At 36.5% G+C, this 19,212-nt stretch carries 18 protein-coding genes; 7 read left to right on the forward strand and 11 right to left on the reverse strand.

Annotation, left to right across the window (positions count from 1 at the left end; translation table 11 throughout):
- Window position 1 precedes the first annotated feature (1 nt).
- Window positions 2-382, reverse strand: a complete 381-nt coding sequence (locus tag Cop2CBH44_RS15125) for an MmcQ/YjbR family DNA-binding protein (RefSeq protein ID WP_021930962.1) — start codon at window positions 380-382, stop codon at window positions 2-4.
- Window positions 372-755 (reverse strand): YraN family protein, encoded by a 384-nt coding sequence (locus tag Cop2CBH44_RS15130; protein ID WP_044227465.1) that lies wholly within the window; start codon window positions 753-755, stop codon window positions 372-374. The genes Cop2CBH44_RS15125 and Cop2CBH44_RS15130 overlap by 11 nt, the downstream gene beginning before the upstream one ends.
- Before the next feature lie 244 nt (window positions 756-999).
- On the opposite strand from Cop2CBH44_RS15130, the gene Cop2CBH44_RS15135 reads away from it, so the two are divergent.
- The 7 genes from Cop2CBH44_RS15135 to Cop2CBH44_RS15165 all read left to right on the forward strand — a co-directional run bounded on the left by Cop2CBH44_RS15135 (window position 1,000) and on the right by Cop2CBH44_RS15165 (window position 8,045).
- The gene (locus tag Cop2CBH44_RS15135; RefSeq protein WP_420839000.1) at window positions 1,000-1,665 is read left to right on the forward strand and encodes a YczE/YyaS/YitT family protein; all 666 of its coding nucleotides are present in this window, start codon (window positions 1,000-1,002) and stop codon (window positions 1,663-1,665) included.
- Between the two features lie 179 nt (window positions 1,666-1,844).
- Complete coding sequence (locus Cop2CBH44_RS15140) at window positions 1,845-2,552, forward strand: SIMPL domain-containing protein (protein WP_246469136.1); 708 nt, start codon at window positions 1,845-1,847, stop codon at window positions 2,550-2,552.
- The gene (locus tag Cop2CBH44_RS15145) at window positions 2,552-2,989 is read left to right on the forward strand and encodes a nucleoside deaminase (RefSeq protein ID WP_021930959.1); all 438 of its coding nucleotides are present in this window, start codon (window positions 2,552-2,554) and stop codon (window positions 2,987-2,989) included. Before Cop2CBH44_RS15140 ends, Cop2CBH44_RS15145 begins: the two co-directional genes overlap by 1 nt.
- Window positions 2,990-3,019: 30 nt before the next feature.
- Window positions 3,020-3,739: a phosphorylase family protein gene (locus Cop2CBH44_RS15150; RefSeq protein WP_200755145.1), complete on the forward strand. Its 720-nt coding sequence runs from the start codon at window positions 3,020-3,022 to the stop codon at window positions 3,737-3,739.
- A gap of 165 nt (window positions 3,740-3,904) precedes the next feature.
- Window positions 3,905-5,698: a 30S ribosomal protein S1 gene (gene rpsA / locus Cop2CBH44_RS15155; protein WP_021930957.1), complete on the forward strand. Its 1,794-nt coding sequence runs from the start codon at window positions 3,905-3,907 to the stop codon at window positions 5,696-5,698.
- A gap of 116 nt (window positions 5,699-5,814) precedes the next feature.
- Window positions 5,815-6,834, forward strand: a complete 1,020-nt coding sequence (locus Cop2CBH44_RS15160; RefSeq protein WP_021930956.1) for a Gfo/Idh/MocA family protein — start codon at window positions 5,815-5,817, stop codon at window positions 6,832-6,834.
- A 293-nt stretch (window positions 6,835-7,127) separates the two neighbouring features.
- Window positions 7,128-8,045 carry a ribonuclease Z gene (locus Cop2CBH44_RS15165; protein WP_021930955.1) on the forward strand — a complete coding sequence of 306 codons (918 nt, stop codon included), beginning with the start codon at window positions 7,128-7,130 and terminating at the stop codon, window positions 8,043-8,045.
- A gap of 28 nt (window positions 8,046-8,073) precedes the next feature.
- Here the strand turns inward: Cop2CBH44_RS15165 and Cop2CBH44_RS15170 are convergent, their stop codons facing one another.
- The 9 genes from Cop2CBH44_RS15170 to pth form a co-directional block, all read right to left on the reverse strand.
- The gene (locus Cop2CBH44_RS15170; protein WP_200755146.1) at window positions 8,074-10,887 is read right to left on the reverse strand and encodes a putative LPS assembly protein LptD; all 2,814 of its coding nucleotides are present in this window, start codon (window positions 10,885-10,887) and stop codon (window positions 8,074-8,076) included.
- An 81-nt stretch (window positions 10,888-10,968) separates the two neighbouring features.
- Window positions 10,969-11,508, reverse strand: coding sequence for an HDIG domain-containing metalloprotein (locus Cop2CBH44_RS15175; RefSeq protein WP_200755147.1), 540 nt, complete (start codon window positions 11,506-11,508; stop codon window positions 10,969-10,971).
- Between the two features lie 253 nt (window positions 11,509-11,761).
- Window positions 11,762-13,165, reverse strand: coding sequence for a C1 family peptidase (locus tag Cop2CBH44_RS15180; RefSeq protein ID WP_021930950.1), 1,404 nt, complete (start codon window positions 13,163-13,165; stop codon window positions 11,762-11,764).
- Window positions 13,166-13,202: 37 nt separating this feature from the next.
- Complete coding sequence (locus Cop2CBH44_RS15185; RefSeq protein ID WP_021930949.1) at window positions 13,203-14,801, reverse strand: tannase/feruloyl esterase family alpha/beta hydrolase; 1,599 nt, start codon at window positions 14,799-14,801, stop codon at window positions 13,203-13,205.
- A gap of 134 nt (window positions 14,802-14,935) precedes the next feature.
- Window positions 14,936-15,787 (reverse strand): peptide-methionine (S)-S-oxide reductase MsrA, encoded by an 852-nt coding sequence (gene msrA / locus Cop2CBH44_RS15190; protein ID WP_200755148.1) that lies wholly within the window; start codon window positions 15,785-15,787, stop codon window positions 14,936-14,938.
- A 152-nt stretch (window positions 15,788-15,939) separates the two neighbouring features.
- Window positions 15,940-16,959, reverse strand: a complete 1,020-nt coding sequence (locus tag Cop2CBH44_RS15195; RefSeq protein WP_021930947.1) for a branched-chain amino acid aminotransferase — start codon at window positions 16,957-16,959, stop codon at window positions 15,940-15,942.
- A gap of 325 nt (window positions 16,960-17,284) precedes the next feature.
- Complete coding sequence (locus Cop2CBH44_RS15200) at window positions 17,285-18,118, reverse strand: ion transporter (protein ID WP_021930946.1); 834 nt, start codon at window positions 18,116-18,118, stop codon at window positions 17,285-17,287.
- A gap of 79 nt (window positions 18,119-18,197) precedes the next feature.
- The gene (locus Cop2CBH44_RS15205; protein ID WP_021930945.1) at window positions 18,198-18,632 is read right to left on the reverse strand and encodes an RNA-binding S4 domain-containing protein; all 435 of its coding nucleotides are present in this window, start codon (window positions 18,630-18,632) and stop codon (window positions 18,198-18,200) included.
- Between the two features lie 7 nt (window positions 18,633-18,639).
- A complete protein-coding gene (gene pth, locus Cop2CBH44_RS15210; protein ID WP_021930944.1) occupies window positions 18,640-19,203 on the reverse strand; it encodes an aminoacyl-tRNA hydrolase in 564 nt (187 codons plus the stop codon).
- Between the last annotated feature and the right edge of the window lie 9 nt (window positions 19,204-19,212).

The following is a 19,212-nucleotide window of genomic DNA, read 5'->3' on the forward strand; positions in this document are numbered from 1 at the left end:
TTTATTTTTTATTATCCATTTCCTCGAATTGATGCAGGATTTTTTCTTGTTGAATCCGGGGTAATTTTTTTATTACTTCGAGATAAGAATGTCGTATCCATTCTTTAAAAAGACTGTCTTTAACTCGGCTATATTGTATTGTATTCCAATATTTTTTATTTGCATGATAGCCGGGTAATACGGTTGGATATTTTTCTCGTAGTTCTATTGCCAGCTCCGGGTCACATTTTACATTAGCCCATGTTTCGGTACTGTTACTGATGTCGGTATATAAGAACATTTTTCCTGCTACTTTAAATACTAAAGTAGTTTCGTCAAAAGGAAAGCATTCGGATGTTTGTGGGAAGCTAAGGCAGTATTCCCGTAAAGATTCAATATCCATATTTTTTACTTTGTATAGGTGGATAAAATGCGTCTTGAATATGTTCTATTTCGTAAGAGTTTTCTTTGCATATGATAGAGACTATATCAAATCGTATGTCAAACGGTAAGTCGGTTTGTTTGATGTAGGAGTCAGCGGCATCTATCAGGTGTCTGATTTTTTTGTCGTTTATGGCATCTTCGGGTAAGCCGAATATATCGGATTGGCGAGTCTTTACTTCGACAATGACCAGATATTTACCTTGGGTAGCAACGATATCTATTTCATATCGGCCGTTTCGCCAATTTATATCACGTATGTCATATCCCTGCTTAACTAAATATTCTGCTGCAATTTTTTCTCCATTTTTCCCTAGAATATTGTGTTTTGCCATATTATCGGAATTTGAGATTTTAAATACAAAGATAGTCAATATAAATAATAGTTTATGAAAGATTTGTACGAATTAAAGATTGGAGGAATTCTAAAAGAATTATTATAGAAAGAAACTTGCTACGGTGATGACGGGTATATTTCTATATTTTTTGAAGTAAAATATAAGAAAACAATGTCTTTTTTAGATAAAAAAATGGGATATTTGCAATGATTTTTGAGATAAAAATAAGTTTGATATGCAGATGAAAAAAATTTTGGAGAAGTATTTGGTATTTGTCGTTGGATTGTATTTTTTAGCCGTAGGTATTGTATTGATTGTGCGTTCAGCATTGGGAACTACTCCTATATCCAGTGTGAATTATGTGCTGAGCCTTAATACGCCTTTAACATTAGGAACTTGGACATTTATCGTAAATATATTGTTAATTATAGGACAGTTGTGGCTTGTAAGGAAGGTTGGTTGCAGGCAGGATGTTATAGAAATTCTTCTACAAATTCCATTTTCATTTATATTTTCGGCATTTATCGATTTCAATATGATAATAACGACGGGTTTGCATCCTAATGATTATTTGATGTCTTTAGCTTTATTGATTATAGGATGTGTCATACAATCGATAGGTGTCGTACTTGAGATAAAGCCTCGGGTGGCGATGATGAGTGCTGAAGGTTTTGTAAAATATGCTTCACGTTATTGTAATAAAGAGTTCGGAAAATTCAAGGTATATTTTGATATCACGTTGGTTTCATTGGTTGTTGTTATTTCCTTAATGTTTACTCGGCGAATTGAAGGTATTCGTGAAGGATCATTTATTGCAGCATGTATAACAGGTTATATAGTGACTTTCTTAAATCAGAAGATCATGACGAGAAAGATGCTTCACAGATTATTTCCAGTTTTGAGATAGCCTTTGAGGACTACGGATATTTGTGGGGCATGAAGTATATTCTTCTCTTATATTGCTAAAAAAGAAAAATAGTGTCTGGGATATATTGAAATATTGGATTTTGTTTCCTATATTTGTATAAGACGCTTGGAAGTTTCATAACGAGATAAACGGTGGTTATTAATTAAAATAATACGAAGATGGGAAAAAGTCAGATGATTGTTGTTGCCGTTATCATTGCCATTGGACTGTATTTGTCCGGATGGGCATTGGGGCATGCCATTATCGAGGTAAAGAATAAAGACCGGGTGGTAAGTGTGAAAGGCTTAGCAGAAAAAGAGGTTTCGGCTGATATGGTTATATGGCCACTGACATATAAAGAGATAGGGAACGATTTGGTTTCAATTTATACCACGGTAAATCAAAAGAACTCGACGATAATAAATTTTCTCAAGAAAAATGGGATTACCGATAATGAGATTACTACTTCTGCCCCTCAGATTATAGACATGGAAGCTGACCGGTATTCAAATAACAGAGTCCCTTATCGTTATAATGTAACTTCTGTTGTTACGGTTACGTCAACCCAGGTAGATAAGGTGAGGGAACTGATGTATCGGCAAACCGATTTGTTGAAACAGGGCATTGCTATTTCTGTGGGAGATTATCAATATCGTCCGCAGTTTATGTTTACTAAACTTAATGATATAAAGCCTGAAATGATAGAGCAGGCAACAAAGAATGCACGAAATGCTGCTGTCAAGTTTGCAAAAGATTCTGAGAGTGAATTAGGTAAGATAAAAACAGCATATCAAGGCCAATTTTCTATTGATGACCGAGATGCAAATACGCCTTACATTAAGAAAGTGAGAGTCGTGACGACAGTCGATTATTATCTAAAAGATTGATGGTAAATTCTCACGAATATTACATGAAGTTTGCGCTTCGTGAGGCGGAAGCCGCTCGTGACCGTAATGAAATTCCGGTAGGAGCGGTTGTTGTATGTAATGGCCGTATTATCGCTCGAGCACATAATTTGACGGAAACATTGACTGATGTAACAGCTCATGCTGAGATGCAGGTAATAACGGCAGCGGCGAATGTCTTAGGGGGGAAATATCTCACAGGATGTACATTGTATGTCACAGTAGAACCTTGTGTAATGTGTGCCGGTGCCTTAGGTTGGTCTCAGGTAGGGGCAGTTGTATATGGGGCGTCAGATGATAAACGTGGTTTCCGTAAATTTGCTCCGGAAGCATTACATCCGAAAACTGTGGTGACAGGTGGTGTTATGAAAGAAGAATGTGCTGCATTGATGAAAGAATTTTTTAAGAAAAAGCGCTGATAATTATTATATTTATACTTGAAAAACCATATGAAAAAGATATGTTTCATTGTCGCTATGGCTGCTGAAGCCAAGCCTCTTATACAACATTTTGGATTGATGCATCAGGGAGGCCGTTTTGGGCAAGCTCCGAGCCAAGTATATCAAGGCAATTATAAAAATATAGAGATTACATTAGTAACTAATGGAAAAGATGCCGATACAGGTTTTGATTATATTGGATGTGAAGCCGCAACTTTGAGTACACACTTGGCCATTGCATATTATCATCCCGATATTATTATTAATGCGGGGACGGCAGGGGGCTTTGCGTCTAAAGGTGCAAAAATAGGAGATGTATATTTGAGTCATAAATATATAGTATTCCATGACCGGAGGGTCGATATTCCCGGATGGAACAGGATGGGGCAAGGGTATTTCCCTTGTATAGACTCAGATGAGATGGCTCGTTTGGGAGGATTTAAACAGGGAATTTGTACAACTGGCAGTTCTTTGGATATGACTGAAGATGATGCTGAGCAAATGCGCCAGACTGGAGGAGAAGTGAAAGATATGGAAGCTGCTGCGGTAGCTTGGGTAGCACAGTTGTATAAGACACCGATATTATGTGTGAAAGCTATAACAGATTTGGTCGGTGCAGATAGACCTACGGCACAACAATTTGATGATAATTTGAGCATGGCGACGCAAAAGCTTAGAGATGCTTGTTTCAAAATTGTAGATGAGCATTTGTTGAGAAAGAAAAAATGAGTATTTGTATCGTGTTGTAATGTCTTAAAAACTTCTCTTTTTCCAAATCGTCTAAAAAAGAGAAGTTTAATTTTTGTAAATAAGAAAACATTATTTACCTTTGTACCCGATTTTGAAAGACCATATAATGTCTAATTTATTAATGAAAATCAACTAATTAATTAAATGGAAGAATTAAAAAATTCTCCAGTCGAAAATTTTGACTGGGATGCCTATGAGAAAGGCGAAGTGTATGGTGATAAGAGCCGAGAAGAATTGGTAAATACTTATGACCAGTCTTTAAACACAGTTAAAGACAAAGAAGTAATCGAAGGTACAGTAATCTCTATGAACAAAAGAGAAGTCGTTGTAAATATCGGTTACAAATCGGATGGTGTCATTTCGATGAACGAATTCCGTTACAATCCTGATTTGAAAGTAGGTGATACTGTAGAAGTATATATTGAAAGTCAGGAAGATAAAAAAGGACAATTAGTATTGTCTCACAAGAAAGCTCGCGCTACTCGTTCTTGGGATCGCGTTAATTCAGCTCTTGAAAATGATGAAATCATTAAAGGGTTTATCAAGTGTCGTACGAAAGGCGGTATGATTGTTGATGTGTTCGGTATTGAAGCATTTTTGCCGGGCTCTCAAATTGATGTTAAGCCTATTCGTGATTATGATGTGTTCGTTGGAAAAACGATGGAATTCAAAGTGGTTAAAATCAACCAGGAATTCAAAAATGTGGTTGTGTCCCATAAAGCTCTTATTGAAGCTGAGCTGGAACAACAGAAAAAAGACATTATTGCAAAACTCGAAAAAGGTCAGGTACTTGAAGGTACCGTTAAGAATATCACCTCTTACGGTGTATTTATTGACTTGGGTGGCGTAGATGGATTGATTCATATTACAGACCTTTCTTGGGGGCGCGTAAGTCATCCGGAAGAAGTTGTTTCTTTAGATCAGAAATTGAATGTTGTAATTCTTGACTTCGATGATGAGAAGAAACGTATTGCTTTAGGTTTGAAGCAGTTGATGCCTCATCCTTGGGATGCGCTCAGTGCAGATCTTAAAGTTGGCGATAAGGTTAAAGGTAAAGTGGTTGTTATGGCCGATTACGGAGCATTTATCGAAATTGCCCCGGGTGTTGAAGGCCTTATACATGTATCAGAAATGTCTTGGTCACAACATCTGCGTAGTGCTCAAGACTTTATGAAAGTAGGAGATGAAGTTGAAGCCGTTATTTTGACTTTGGATCGTGAAGAACGTAAGATGTCTTTAGGTATCAAACAATTGAAACCAGATCCTTGGGAAGATATCGAAACCAAATATGCCGTAGGTTCTCGTCATATGGCTAAAGTACGTAATTTCACTAACTTTGGCGTATTTGTAGAAATCGAAGAGGGTGTAGATGGATTGATTCATATTTCAGATCTTTCTTGGACAAAGAAAATCAAACACCCATCTGAATTTACTCAGATTGGAGCTGAAATCGAAGTTCAGGTTCTTGAAATTGATAAGGAAAATCGTCGCTTAAGTTTAGGCCATAAGCAATTGGAAGAAAATCCTTGGGATGTATTCGAAACTATTTTTACAGTAGATTCGGTACATGAGGGTACTATTATCGAGATGTTAGATAAAGGTGCTGTAATTGCATTGCCTTATGGAGTAGAAGGATTTGCAACTCCTAAACATTTGGTAAAAGAAGACGGAACTCAAGCTCAAGTAGATGAAAAACTCCAATTTAAAGTAATCGAGTTTAACAAAGATGCAAAGCGTATTATCCTTTCTCACAGTCGTATTTTTGAAGATGAAGCTAAAGCTGAAGCAAAGAAAGAAGCCGCTGCTAAGAAAGCATCTAAGAAGGCCGCTAAGGCAGATGAAAATGTAGCTATTAACAATAATGTAGAAAAAACTACATTAGGCGACATTGAGGAACTTGCTGCTTTGAAAGAAAAACTTGAATCAGAAAAGAAATAATCTGATTGACCAATTTTATAGGCTATTAGAATACGGGAGCTACAGTTCAGTGTAGTTCCCGTATTTTCTTTTTATATTTATAACTTGAAATTGTTATATAATTTGGATTATAAGATATGGAAAAGAAAGTCCGTTTTGGAATAGTAGGAACAAATACGATTAGTGACTGGTTTATTGCTGGTGCACGACAAGATTCTCGTTTCGAATTGGCAGCTGTTTGCTCACGCTCACAAGAACGAGCCGAGGCATTTGCTGCTAAGCATCATATTCCATATACTTTTTCTTCGTTGGAGAATATGGCGAAAAGTTCGAAAATTGATGCGGTCTACATTGCTACACCTAATTATGTACATGCATCTCAGAGTATACTGTGTATGAGTTACGGTAAACATGTATTGTGTGAAAAACCGTTTGCATCGAATGCATTGGAAGTACAGGAAATGATAAAAGCGTCTCATAAGTATCGCGTAACGTTAATGGAAGCCATGATTTCAACATTGAATCCTAATTTTCTTATTGTCAGAGATTATATGAAGAAGTTGGGAACTATTCGTCGTTATTTTGCGAGTTATTGCCAGTATTCTTCCAGATATGATAAGTTTAAAGAAGGGATTGTAATGAATGCCTTTGATCCGGCATTGTCGAATGGTGCGATTATGGATATAGGGATTTATACTATTTATCCGATGGTAGTCCTTTTGGGAAAACCTTCTAAAATAGATGCGGCAGGTGTTGTGCTCTCTTCCGGAGCTGATGGCCAAGGGGTTGTTAATTTTCAGTATGAAGGTTTAAACGCGACTGTGTTGTATTCTAAAATAGCTAATTCTTATCTTCCTTCCGAGATAGAAGGAGAGGAAGGAAATCTCCTTTTGGACGGAATTCATATTATACGGGATGTTACTTACCTGCCTCGTCCTCTTGCAATGTCGGGGAGGGGTCCTCGGGCTCATCATGAATCGATAGGGGTTGAGTTGAGCAAAAGTGAGTACTATTATGAGGTTGCTGAATTCATTAACTTAATTGAACAAGGATTATTGGAATCGAAGATTAATAGTCACCAAAATTCTTTGGTTACGTTAGAAATTATAGATGAAATACGTAAGCAAATAGGTGTAGTCTATCCTGCAGATAGGTAAAATGATTTGTCATGTGATTGATATTTCGATATTATTGAGGTTTGGTATAGTAATATCAAGACGAGATTAAGAACATATCCAAATGTATCTTTTAAATTCTGGATACCGAAGAGTAACCGATAGTATGGGAATATTTTTAGGCCCGATAATGTAGATATAATATCTGATATCTGTCATTATTGAGATAGGATATTTGTTATATATTACCTGTAAAATGAATACTTTTTTATTGGATTATTGATTTGGATAAATTATATTTGTTATACCACTTATAGAGATGGAAATTTTAGATAATGGCAAATATTGAATTGAATATTTTGGGATGTGGCTCGGCATTACCGACTACTCGTCATTTACCTAGTTCACAGGTGTTGAATGTGAGGGAGAAATTGTTTATGATTGATTGTGGTGAAGGTGCCCAGTTACAATTTCGTCGTCAGAAATTGAAATTTTCCCGATTGCAGCATCTATTTATTTCGCATTTACATGGGGACCATTGTTTTGGATTGCCAGGGTTGATTTCAACTTTAGCGTTATTGGGCTATACCGGAGAGTTAGTGATTCATGTACATTCTGAAGCGGAAAAACCTTTTAGAGCTATGCTTGATTACTTTTGTCGAGATTTGCCTTTTTCGTTAAGATTCAATCCGATTGTTCCTGGAGAAAATATATATGAAGACCGTTCTTTGATTGTGCGGACATTGCCTTTAAAGCATCGTATACCTACTTGTGGATTCCTTTTTGAGGAAAAGCAAAAAGCTCGGCATCTGTTGGGGGATATGGTAAGGTTTTATAATATTCCGGTGAAGTTGTTAGCGGATATAAAAATGGGGGCAGATTACGTAACACCTGATGGTCGGGTTATCTTGAACGAACGATTGACCCGCCCGGCAGATCGGTCGATACGCTATGCATATTGTTCCGATACAGCTTATACTGAAAAATTGCTTCCTTATATTGAAGGAGTAGACTTGTTATACCATGAGTCTACATTTGCTGAAGATAATGTTTTGAGAGCAAAAGAAACTTTCCATTCGACAGCCAAGCAAGCGGCTACTATGGCATTAAAAGCTCATGTAGGCCAATTGCTACTGGGGCATTATTCGGCTCGTTATTTGAATGATTCTATTTTTTTGGATGAGGCCCGGACGGTTTTTCCGAATACAATATTGGCCAATGAAGGTCTTGTGGTTCCGATAGATGGAAAATAATAAAATTTTTAAGAGGAGCTTCTTGGTATTAATACCATTGTAAACGGTCGTAAGAGTTTCCACTCTTATCGTATTTCAAGTCACTTAATAGAGATGATTTTACACTGATGTGAAAATTGTAAGACTTGTATGGTCCTACAGGTATAAAGTTTGCACTCATACTCCAACAGTGTAAATCACGAGTAATACCGCAATTCATATAAGCTATTTTTTTCCGGTCAAAATCATAACTGGCAGAAAAATTGAATGACCAGTTTTTGGTCGGGCTTATATTCCCGGAAAAACTCAGATTTTGAGTGATTTTACCGTTATATTCCATTTTCTTATAATTGAAATCACCATAGCCATAGTTTATAGAATAATTTATCGAAAGACTCCAAGGTACTTTCCAGATCATATAACCGTCTTTCCCAAATTCCATATCGGTATTATTCTCTTCTTCTTGTTTATTTTCTTCATTTTCATATTTCAAAGCACTCTGGCTATTATCTATTTGGGTAGAGGCAGGACCAGTATCATCGTTGTTTTTTTTATCATCTTTGTTTTTTTTCTTAAAGGTATCGTTATTGAAGGTATAAGAAAATGATGTACCGGTGCTTGATAGGCGACCGAGGCCTTTGCCTGCTTTCCATCGGGGGATGTTTACTCGTACCGGTTGCCCTGCAGAATTGAGTTTATATGTATAAGTATCCCATGTGGCACTCATTTGAAGGTTAAACCCTTTGGTTAGTTTTATCAGTATAGATGAGTTGATGTTACTCCATTTCATGGAATCAGCAGCCATGTTATAACTGATACCTGCTGATAAGTTTTCAATAAGAGAAATTTTCCTGACACCTGTAGTATCTCGGTCAGATTTAACTTTCATTTCGAGATTGTTGCTCATATTGAAGGATACTACTCCCTGTTTTCCGCGAGAAACAGTCCCGAACATACCTTCTGAGAAGGGTGAGTATTCTACATCTTGTCGTCGTCCATTTGCATCTATTTTGGTATAAGTTTGCCAGAATCCATATCGAGAGCTTCCGAAATCTGGTGCGCCACTAAAGCTGACACTTGGAGTGAACACATGGCGTATCATTTCAATTTTATCTCCTAAAAAGGGGAGAGGTTTATAAAAACCGTAAAGTTTGGTCTGTGCGCTTACGCCAAAACTATAATTAAATACGTTATAAAACCCGTAAGTAGTATCTCGTACTTCTTGAGAGGCTTTGGGGTCCCATTGCCGCATGATTTTGTTGGTATACATACGGTCGGTGAAAGAAAAAGATGGAGATATATTTATATATTTCAACATATTAAATGTGGCCGAAATGGGAATAGTATGCTGCATCCCGTTTTGCCAATCTCTAATCAGATTAGATTTGAAAAATAGATTTTGTTTGGTTTCGATAGAGTTGCGAAATATACCAGTATAATTGAGACTGATTTTTTCATACCAGCGTTCTTTTCCTACGGGATTTTTTCTCTTGAATGGATATACACGGCTTAGGTTCAATGTAAAGTCCGGAAATGATACAGATAAGGTCGAATCTTTTGTTCTTTGGTTTATACTGGCTGTTGTTGAAATGCTGAGAGGTGCGTTCGGGAAATTATAAGTCATGTTTACCGTAGAACTTTTGGTATTTTCCGTAAATGTTGCTGAATTATAATAACTATTCAGATTGTTGCGGTCATAACCACTGGTTGTGAAATTTACGTTGGCAGAGAAACTCATATTGGGGTTTGCTTTCGAGTCTTGAGAGTGGTTCCATGTCAATCTGAAATTCTTTTGCTTTTGATAATCGGGCATACCTTTGTCACCTAATATGGTGACCAGATAACCAATATTGAAATTTCCTGAGTATTTGTATCGTTTTATATAATTGGATTGACCATTGAGCCCCCAAGACCCTTTGGTATAAATTTCACCAGTTAAGGCCAAATCTATATAGTCACTAATTGCAAAATAATATCCTCCATCTCTTAAATAGAATCCTCGGGCACTTTCATCTCCGAATGTCGGCATAATAATACCGGAAGAGTATTTGTCTGTAAATGGAAAAAAACCAAATGGTATGGCTAAAGGTAACGGTACGTCAGCGAGTACCATATAAGCAGGACCTGTAACGATATTCTTTTTGGGGCGTACTTTGGCTTTGGTAAGTTGTAGATAAAAATGGGGATGCTCATGATCGTCACATGTAGTGTATTTGCCATCTACCATGTAGAACTCATCGTTGTCCATTTTTTTTGTACGTCCTCCTGTCAAATATCCTTCACCTTGCTGGGTAATGATATTTGTTATGTATCCTTTTTTCGATTTAAAATTGTATTGCATGGTTTTGGATTCGTATTCTCCGCTTTTATCTTTATAAATCGGATTTCCGACTATTTCACCAGCTGTATCTGGACGTCCTACGGCATATACCATACTGCTATCCATATTCATTCGTATCTCATCGGCATCAAGTTCTATATCTTGATAGTTGACGACCCCTTGCCCGTACATATAGGCCATATTATTACCCAAAAATACGATAGAGTCATTTGCCTTATATTCTACCACATCATCTAATCCTGCTTTTTTAGATTTCTTTGTAGAATCACTTGGAAGGGAATCATTTTTTAATGAGTCTATTGCAACAGGGGGAATAGAATCGTTCTTTTTTTGATGAAGAGAATCGATAAGATTGAGAATGGCAGCCAAGGAGTCTTTTACTGTACTGTCAGGTATAACATTGGCTGTTACCGGACGGAGTGCAGGGGTTGAAATACGCTTAGTTTGCGCACTCAGGCCGAGCATCAACAATGTGCAGAAAACAGCTAAGATGGATATATAAATTTTATTTTTTGGCGACATTCGCAAACCTATAGGTTACCGGACTGCAAAAATACATAATTTACCCCAACTTATAAGGGATTGGGCGGGATTTAATATATTTTAGAGAAGAAACAATTTACACCAACTTTCAAAACGGTGAACAGATGCTTCTCCATACTTGGCCATACTTTTACGTATTTTATCGAGACTTTTTTCTTTTAAAGGGTCTGATTTGGAATAAAATTTGTCTGAAAAACAGATAATTTGTTCTTCAATACTTATGGGTAACATGTCTCGATGTGGGATAGGTAGATTTTGGGCTATAATTTCATCAAGAGAGAGTCCTGCACCCGTATGCCGTTCGCAGACAAGGGCATGTCGGGGTAATCCTTCTTTTTTTAAAAGCTCACTACCTAAAGTTCCGTGGCAGATATATGGTCTTGCTCCATGGCATTCAATATCTGGAGCATCAGTTAGAAAAATTCCAATATCGTGTAACATGGCAGCTTCGGCAATAAATTGCTTATCTGCATTAAATTCAGGGTGGACATTGGCTATAGCCAATGCTTTTTCTGTTACTAATTGACTATGGTCTACAAGTATATCATAAAGTTTAGTACCGGGTGTATAGTATTTTTTTATTATTATTTGCGGGTCCATATCCTCTTTATTTTATGCAATGATACAAAATCTTTTTGAAAAAGAAAGCGTGCAATTTACAAATAAACTTAGAGGCTGTTTAAAATTATCAAAAAATGGGTTATTCTTTATTATTCTGTAATATATTTTTTATTAGTAGTCTGATTATATGTAAGTTTTTAAATTAAGATATCATATACAATTTCTTTTTTCAAGAAAGCATTTTCATGTCTTCTTGAAAAAAAGAAATTGTTTTGTTTGTATATTGTAAATTTTATTTTTCCTCAGCAAACATCGGATCCCAGGCCGGCAGAAGGGTTGCTTTTTGTTTTAGTACTTCTTTTACTTTTGGAGTAATGTATTTTTTATCGACGACAAGACGGAACATGTATTCGTCGAACCATTTGTCTGTCATGATTAAATGTCCACTGTTTGCACCTGGTCCCCAACTATTCTCTACCATCCACTTTTTAGGCTTACCGTTTGGGTCTAAGTCTACAGCCATCAAAGTCATTGCATGGGATGAGCCGCTTGCAAAAGTTTGTACACGTTGTTTCTTATCCATATTGAAAGTAGTTCCCATCAAAGAACCATAGTCATAATAGTCTATATCGAGTAAGCCTCGTTCTCTGTCGAAAAATTTGCCTACATCGCATGAGAAATACATCATAGTACTATCCTTAATGGATGCAATAGCCATTTCTTTGATGTCTTCTATTGGTAAGTTTACGTATGTCCAGTTTCTACCATCATAACGATGGCGGTCATAATCTATTTCATATAGCTTATAGTAGTCGCGACTGGGATCATTCATTAGCATGATATAGTTATTGGTTAAGTCTTTTCCTATAAATTCATTGAAGAAAGACATAGGTGTATATTTTTTGGTCTCAACCGGATTGCCTTTGGCATCTTTTCGTGTCCAAGTAAATGAGGCAGGTGGTTCTCCTAAATTGAGTACCAGCATGCGATATATGGTACCTAACATTTGTGTTTTGCTTTTTTCTAATGAGGTAACGGAGTTTCCTTGGGCCGCTTCATTACGTAACTGTATTCCAAACTCTCTGAGTTTTAGCTTTATCAAATATGCCATACGGCTGGTGTTTTCGCTGCTGTATGTCTCTGTCATAACTTCTGCTGGAACTACACCGTATTTGCTTAAAATATCGGATATTCCGGTGAATTGTCCTCCATCACTTAAGGGGTTTTTGAAGAGCCATTCTACCATCTTATCGTTTATAGGCTTTTTGCGAGTATCGATGATTCCTTGTAGAAAGAGGTTGGCTTTTTCGAGCTGGTCCCAGAAAAAAGGATAGACTTGAGAAAATTGAAAATCTCCCATATCATATTTAGCAATGGCTTGTGCCCGAAATACGTTTAATCCAGTGAATAGCCAGCATCGTCCAGATGATTTTTGGTCGGTGATGCCTTTACTATTGACTTTATGAGAGAAGTAGGTGTCAAAATTATTTTTGTTATCAATGTTTATAGCCAGTTTATTTATATCGTTATTGCAAATGGCATTGCGTATAGCTTTATCAGTTGATGTTCCCTGATATGATTGTTTGATTTGCTGCAGCATTTCAGAAGAAATGCCACCTTTCTCGATTTGTTGGCTGTTTGCCAATAGAGAGATGCTGAGAAAGAAGCTTGCTATTGGTAAATAACAGGATTTCATAGTTGAGTATATTGTTTGTGTTGTTTTTTGTTTTGTTTTATTTCAAATATTTTTTTGCTGGAATAGGAACATTGTTTCTAAGGTGGGTTTTTCTCTTATAGTTTTGGGGTAAAGCTGGGTCACCTCCTATATAATGGGGGAAGTCTGGATATGGATATACAGGTCGTTGCATTTCTATTTCTTTTCTGGAATTATCTTTATATCGGGTGGCTATTATTCGCTCTGGGGCTTTTCCCTTTTCTACCCAGTCCATCAATAAGGAGAGAATATCTTGCTCTTTGTCTGGATTTGGAGGTGTAGGAAATCCTTGTCCAAAGTCATTTACTCCAGGACCATTGGCACAATGATTCATTCCAGGAATAATGAAATAACGGAAAAACGTTTGTGTTTCTTCTAAACTTCCTATTTGTTCTATTACCCGTTCATAATAATTTATTGCGTCAGGAAAAGGAACAATGGGATCACATGTTCCTGTGTACATTATGATTTTTCCATTATTTTTTTTCAATGGTCTTAAATCAGGATTGTTTGCATTTAATACTGGCGCCAGTATAGAATCGACTTTTTCTAAATCTTTGTCAAAATCAAATTTGCGGTAATCGAAGTCTTTTCCAAATGCCCAAATAAATGGATACAAAAGTCCGTTGACTGCTGATTTCCCTTGAAAGTATTCTTGTCCAGATGGTTTATCTTCGCTGTTTAAAGGAAAAGAGCAGTATATTCTTTCTCCTGTATTTGGATTGACAGGTCCGTTGAGTATCTTTTTTAATATGTTTATTTGCTTTTCTGATAGAAAAGATTTGAAGATTTCCGTATCGATGGTGGCAATTCTTGGGTCTGTGAGAAAATGGTCAGTTGGAGCTCCCCCGTCTTTACCCACATTTTTTTGTATGACAATTTCAGTTATTTTCTGTAATTGTTTTTTTGAAAACATCAATTCTGGATTTTCGTTGCATAGAGCATGGCACCATAAAAACATGGTGTGTAGATGTGTGCGGTTATTGGCTGGAGCTCCGGCTAATATTCCATTGTAATCTTCAGGGTAGCGTTGGGCTTCGGAGAGAGCTTGCTGTCCTCCTGTAGAGCAACCTTGGAAGTAAGAATAGAGTGGTTCTTTTCCATAATATTTTTTTATGAATTTTTTTGCAACTACGGTCATTTCGTGTGTTGCTCGATATCCAAAGTCTTTCCATCGTTCGGGATATTCATACACCTCATGTGCTGCCGGAGAAGTTCCCATGTCTGTATTGGCAACGGCAAACCCTCGTTTTAGCCCGATTTCAAGAGCCCAAAAATTTATATATCCAGCTCCTCCTCCAGTTCCTGTACCTAAAAAACGCCCATTCCAGTTTTCAATGGGCATCCATACTTCTATTCCAATGTTTGATTCGGATGTAGGTCGTGATATTAATGAAATACGTCGGAATGGAGGTAGTCCGGTCATTATCTTTTGAGAGTAAGGCTCAATAAAGTTTCCTCCGGTGATATCTTCTATATTGTTAATGATGATATGTGGATGGAGTGTCGTATAAGATTGTTTTATTCTTTCAGATGCGGTTTGTGCCGAAACGGATATGTTATATCCGATGAGTGAAAACAATAAAAATAGGAAAATAGAGTGAAGGTTTCTAAACATGATTTTAAAGGCTAATGTATCTCTGTTACTGCAAAGATAAATAAAAAGCAGAGAATGTCAATGTCGGGAAGAAACTAATATAAAGGTTATAATTTGATTTATGACTTATTATTGTTTTAGGGGGATAGAAGTATTCAGAATATTTTGTGATATTTATGACTGTGGGGTTGATCTTGCTTATGCATATAATAATCTTGATGATAGTTTTCTGCTGGCCAAAATTTTGTTGCAAGGAGTAATTGCGTAGCTACTTTAAAGCCCATTTGTGAAAGTCGTTTCATAAGTTTGATTGCAATATCCTTTTCTTCAGGAGTAGACCAAAAAATTGCAGAACGATATTGAGGTCCAATATCTGAGTTTTGTCCATTTGTTTGGGTGAAATCATGTATTTCGAAAAAGTATTTAAGGAGTTTTTCATAGCTTAATTTCCGAGGTTCATATTGAATTTCTACGGTTTCATAATGTCCTGTTGTTTGCGTGCATACTTGTTTATATGTAGGATTTTCTATTTCGCCTCCCATATATCCGACAGTGGTATAAAGTACGCCATTGAGTTTTTTAAGATAATATTCGATACCCCAAAAACTACCGCCAGCGAGCCATGCAGTTTGTATTACGGTTTCTGGATTTTTATTTTTGATTTTTACAGAAAGAGCATTGATAAAATATCTGAATCCGTTTGATGATAAACGTTCGCTGAAAAATATATATCCTAAAAAAGTACCGCAACAGTTGCAAAAAATTTCGGAACGTATATTTTCTGTAACAGGTTGGTGTCGGATTTTTCCAGGTATAGCATTGGCGAAAGAGAACCATCCTATTCGGGAAGCCAGTTTGTTTTTGAGTGAGAATAGAGGGGTATTACAGTTTTTACAATTATAAGTTTCGTCCTCGTAGGAGTTGTCATTTCCCTCTTTGAGAGACTGGTTGCAGCTGTTGTGTAGAGCAACATAAGTTTTTTTGTAAGATAAGTCGTTAAAATCCATTATTATAGCAACTATGGTTAATACAAATGTGTGAATCTTTATAATCTTATGTATTTATTAACAAGTTGCTTGTATGATTTGTTTATAAAAATGACAAAAAAATCCTGCTTTAGGCAGGATTTTTGATAAAGGTATTTTTGAATTTATGATATTTATTCAACAATAGTTATCCATCCGAAGGTATCAGGTTCGTCTCCGTATTGAATGGCCCGAAGTTTATTATAAAGTTTTTCACATATTACCCCAGGTTTGCCATCCTTAGAAAAAATATAAGATTTATTGGCATCTAAGTCATCTATGCGTTCGATAGGACTGATAACAGCGGCTGTACCACATGCTCCGGCTTCTTCGAAAGTTTCAAGTTCTTCTTCTGGTACTCGACGTTGTTCGACAATCATACCCATCGAATCGGCAATTTTCATCAAACTTTTGTTGGTGATTGAGGGAAGAATAGATGATGATTTAGGAGTGATGTAGTGATTGTCTCGGATTCCAAAAAAGTTGGCTGGTCCACATTCGTCTATATATTTTTTCTCTTTTGCATCGAGATATAATACTGCAGAGTATCCCATTGCATGGGCTTTCTCTCCAGCTACCAGGCTGGCGGCATAGTTACCTCCAACTTTGTAGATACCTGTGCCTAAAGGTGCTGCACGGTCATACTGTCTTAGTATTACCATTGGGGTTGGTTTAAATCCTTCTTTGAAGTAAGGGCCAACAGGTGTTACAAAAACAACAAATAAATATTCAGATGATGGTTTTACTCCAACTTGGGCACTTGTCCCGATAAGTAAAGGACGTATATATAATGATGCTCCGCTTTCGTAAGGAGGAACGAATCTCTCATTTTTCTTTACAACTGTAACAATGGCTTCTTTGAATTTTTCTGTTGATAGTTCGGCCATCATGATACCTCGACAGGTACTTTGTAAACGTGCTGCATTTTCTTCGAGTCGAAAGATTCGTATTCTTCCATCTTTACCTCTGAAGGCTTTTAATCCTTCAAATCCTTCTTGGCCATAGTGAAGACATGTTGCAGCCATATGCAAATTGATGTCGGGAGTATCCCAAATTTCTAAATCGCCCCATGCATTATTTTTGTATGTGTAGCGTACATTATAATCGGTCGGCATATAACCGAACGATAGATTCGACCAGTCTATAGTTTCCATACTATTAAATTTTTTTGAATCGATATTTTAATTCTATATAATTTTTCAATATTCTTTCATTGATTCACAAAGTTAATGTTTTTTAGCAATAAGCGTGTTTTTTTTGATAAAATATTAGTTTCTGATGGGTAAATGCTATTTTTTTCTATAGAAGCCGTTTGAATTATTGGGTGAAACAGTGAAGACTGGTTTTGAATATCTTTCTGCTTTGTATTTTTATTTATCGGATAATCAGTTCTTCTATATAAAATCGGAAAAATATATTCAATGAAATTTTAGAGATGGATTTGTAAGAAATCGGATATGGGTTAAGATAATATAATTTTTATGGTGATTTGGATATAGGCAGTCGAGAACCACATTGATGGCAATAAAATGCATTTCTATCGTGTTCTTGATTTCCACATTTAAGGCATACGACATCTTTCATGCGATGGCTGCGTATCATTTCTGAAGAAACAATACCAGTAGGTACGGCAATGATCGAATAGCCGAGAAGCATAATGACAGTTGCAATCAATTGTCCGAGAAAAGTTACAGGTGTAATATCTCCGTAACCTACCGTTGTGAGGGTAACGACTGCCCAGTATACGCTTTCGGGTATATTGCCGAATCCAGGGTTTACTTTACTCTCTACAACATACATGATGGCTCCTAATATGGTTACCATAATAATGATGAAATAAGAGAAGAGTAATATTTTTTTTGCGCTTCGTTTTATTGATTCGGCCAGATGGTTACTTTCTTTCACATATCGGGATAGTTTCAAGATACGGAAAATTCGAAGTAACCTCAGAGATCTGATAATGCTGAAATACCGGGTACTACTAAATAGAATACTAATAAAAGCAGGGAGTATAGAAAGAAAGTCAATAATACCATAGAATGAAAATATATATTTCTTTTTATTAGGAACGCAGTAAATACGTAAAATGTATTCTATTGTGAAAAGAAAAGTTATAATCCATTCTCCTATGCGGAAGGGTATGAGGTATTGCTTATCATATTCTACGATACTTTCAAGCATAGAGAGGAGGACACTGAAAACAATGACAATCAGAAGTAATACGTCAAACAGCTTTCCACCCTTCGTATCTGATTTAAAAATGATAACGTAGAGTTTTTGCTTTAGTTCATCTGATGGTTTGAATGATGTCATATTATGAATCCTCTTAAAAAATAAGACAGTATATAAACACTGTCTTATATAACAAATAGGCGGTTTATTTTGTTTTTAATTAATCTTCGCTATCAAAGTCGAAATCAAAATCGAAGGTATCGTCGAAATATTGTTGTTCGGTAAATTTTTTTAGTTCTCGGCTATCTCGTTTTGTTGGTCTTCCCATACCTTTACTTCTATTGATAAAACCACTGATACGGCTCAATTCGAGTATCTCCATTTGTTCAGGAGGTGTCACGTTTTCGAGAAATTCAGGTACGATCTTAGCTCCCATTCGGTTTTCTGTCAATGCTAATACTTTGAAAGAATATGTAACAGGTGGTTTACGTACTTGTATGATATCTCCAATTTTGATAGTACGTGAAGGTTTCACTGTAGTTCCCGATACCGATACCCGACCTTTTTTACAAGCTTCAGCTGCAATAGTACGGGTTTTGAAAATGCGGGTGGCCCACATCCATTTGTCTATACGTACTTCGTTTTCTTTACCCATAGTTCGTTTATTTATTGTTGAACTGTGTCATGGTGAGTTGTATTCCGGCTAAGCAAAAACTTTTGATTATTTCACCTGCTCGTTCAAATTTCTCGGGTAATATTTTTTCTTCCTCTGGAGGAAAACTGCCTAAAACAAAATTTACTTGTCCTCCTCGAGGAAAGTCATTTCCGATACCAAATCGTAAACGTGCATAATTATCGGTTCCTAATATTTGTTGTATATGTTTTAGTCCGTTATGTCCGGCATCACTACCTCTTGGTTTAAGTCGTAGAGTACCGAACGGTAAAGCCAAGTCATCGACAACAACTAAAAGATTTTCGACCGAAATATTTTCTTTCCGTAGCCAGAATCTTACAGCATTACCACTTAAGTTCATATATGTGGATGGTTTCAGCAGTACCAATGTACGACCTTTGATTTTCAACTCGCATGTGGCTCCATAACGGCCATCGTTAAAAATAAGATTGGACGCCTTAGCTAAGGCGTCCAATACTCTGAATCCTATGTTGTGTCGGGTATTTTCGTATTCACTACCGATATTGCCCAACCCTACAATCAAATATTTCATTTAAGCAAT

The sequence above is a fragment of the Coprobacter secundus subsp. similis genome, from assembly GCF_015097275.1.
GTDB classification, from domain to species: Bacteria; Bacteroidota; Bacteroidia; order Bacteroidales; family Coprobacteraceae; genus Coprobacter; species Coprobacter secundus.